General features: G+C 69.2%; 2 protein-coding genes. Both read right to left on the minus strand.

What is annotated here, in order from left to right; all coding sequences use genetic code 11:
* Nucleotides 1–2,041, minus strand: a 2,041-nt coding sequence (locus tag QMX79_RS20575; protein WP_282248432.1) for a S8 family serine peptidase, incomplete at its 3' end; no start/stop codon positions are given.
* 176 nt (nt 2,042–2,217) lie between these two features.
* Nucleotides 2,218–2,471: hypothetical protein (locus QMX79_RS20580; protein ID WP_282248433.1), on the minus strand; the 254-nt coding region annotated here is incomplete at its 5' end.

A 2,471-nucleotide genomic window follows, 5' to 3' on the forward strand; every position in this document is an offset into this window, starting at 1 on the left:
GCGGTGCGGCCGACACCGCATCGAAGCGGGTCGACAGCGCGCGGCGGTTCATGTCCAGGTTGTCGAAGGTCATGCCGTTGGCCAGGCTGTGCGCCTTGCCGGACAGGCTTTCCAGGCTCGCCTGCAGGCCGGCCGCGCCCTGCACCCGCTGCAGCTCGCCCGCCGCGTCGGCAAAGCCCGGCGTGCCGAGGCCCGTGCCGGTATCGAGCACGTCGAACGCCTGCTCGACGCGCAGGGCCGAAGCGGCCGAAATGGCACCGAGCCCCGCCGACGCCGCAGCGCCGGTCACGCTCACGCGATCGATGTTCAACCCCACCGAGTAGTGGTCGTAGGTGAACGTCGCATCCAGCAGCACGACGTTGCCGAGCGCGGTGTAGCGATCGAACGTGCCGGTCAGGCCCTGCGCGGCGGTGATCAGCTCCTGCCGGACACCCGTCTGCGGGACATAGCCTTCCACCGCACGGTCGATCCGCACGGTGCCGCCGTTGAGCTGGGCGGTGCCGGTCACCTTCAACGCCTGCGCACCGAGCGCGGTCGAGAACACGCCGGTGGCCTCGTGGGTGTAGTTACCCTGGATCACGGCGGTAACGCCGGCCTCGAACAGGTACAGCGTGCCGCTGTTGACCACGTTGCCCGAGACCCCGGTGGTACCGGCGCGGAACTGCAGGCCGCCGGCCTGCAGGACCTGCACGTCGGAACCCAGCGACGCGCCATCGGCCAGCGAGAGCGCGCCCGAGCGGACGATGGTGCCGCCGGTGTAGGTGTTCTTGCCGCCCAGGACCAGCGTTCCGGGGCCGGACTTGTCCAGCCCGCCGGCACCGCTGATGTTGTTGCTCCAGGTACTGAAGTTGGACGAACCCGGCACGTTGACCACCATGGTGCCCCAGTCGAAGCGGCCGGGGCCATTGATCGCCCTGCCCACGTTGAGCAGGCCGTAGCCGAACACGCTGTCCACGCCGGCCGCGCCCAAGTCGGTGGCGGTGCCGAGCAGGGTCTGCCGCACCTGGTCGTTGCTGAAGTACGGGTACTTCTGCCAGACCAGCGCCGCCGTGCCCGAGACCAGCGGGGCCGCGTACGAGGTGCCGCCGCCCCAGAGGTAGCTGGGCGTGCTGCCGGTGGTGCTTTTGGGATCGACGAACACCGCTTCGCCCGGCGCGGCCAGGCAGTAATTGGCCGCCACGCCACAGGCATTGGCGTAGGACGCCAGGGTATCGGGCTGGTTGGAATTGATGGCGGTCACCGCCAGCCAGCCACGCTCCAGGTCCGCAGCCGGACGGGTGTCGTTCGGACCGGCCTGGCTCGGCAGCGCGGCCATGTTGGACGGGTCCGCCTTGCTTTCGTTACCGGTGGCGAACACCACCAGGCCGTTGTTGGTGGTGATGAAGGGCCGGTACTCGGCCGCAATGGCAGCGGTCGCGTTCGGGTTGGTCCAGTACAGCCCGCCCCAGGAGTTGTTCATGATCTTGACGCCGTCGGCGATCAGGTCCTGGTGCACGGCGGCCAGGCCCAGCGCGCCATTGACCTGGTTGCCGTTGCCGGTACCGTCATCGGCCGGTGCCTTGTCGGCGATGATGCGCGCCGACACGATCAGCGCCTCGGGGGCGACGCCGCCCGGCCAGTCGCCATAGGCGGCGCCAGCGGCCAGCGACGCCACGGTGGTGCCATGCCCGACCACGTCGTCGACGGCCAGGTTGTTGGCGCCCGGATCCACGTAGCTGTGGCTGGCGACGACCCGGCCGGCCAAGGTGGGATGGGCACGGTTGACGCCGGAATCGACCACGCCGATCCGGATCCCGGCGCCGGTCAGGTCCTGCCGTTCAAAGCCATTGATCAGCGCAAGGTGCGCGTCGATGGCCGGCTGGGTCGGCTTGACCGGCGGCGGTGTCACCGGCGGCACCACCACGATCGGCGGGGTGATCGGCGGGACCACCGGGGCCACCGGAAGGTCTCCCTTGCTGTTGCCGCTGCCGCCGCCACATGCGCTCAATGCCACGGCCAGCGCGCCGGCCAGCACGGTCCTGCTGAAAACTACCTGGTTCATCCCTGCTCCCCAAAACGTAATTGAAACCACGCGAGGCGTCCTGCCTGTCCGGCCGACACCGGTGGTAAATGCTGACCCTCTATGCCGGGCCACCCCCGCGCAGTCTGCCGGGAAACGCGTCGCCATACCATGCCCTGCGTTCCCATTTCGTAAAATGTAGTCCCGCCATCGTTGGATCAGAATGCGACGGAGTACCGCAGCGCCACCTGGCTCAGGTCGCCACGCGGGCCGAAGCGCTGGTCGTAGCCGAACGAGAGCTGCGAGTTGCGCGTCAGCCAGGACTGCACCGACAGGCCGAACAGACCGCCGGAGCGTGCCGGCTGCAGCCCCGCCACCGGCGCCCAGGCATCCACGCCCACGAAGCTGGCATCGAAGGCCAGGCCATCGCTGGACAGCGTCTGCTGCCACTCGGCATAGCCGCGCAGCGACC

It is taken from the genome of Stenotrophomonas sp. PS02300, assembly GCF_029959395.1.
Classification (GTDB): Bacteria; Pseudomonadota; Gammaproteobacteria; order Xanthomonadales; family Xanthomonadaceae; genus Stenotrophomonas; species Stenotrophomonas maltophilia_AD.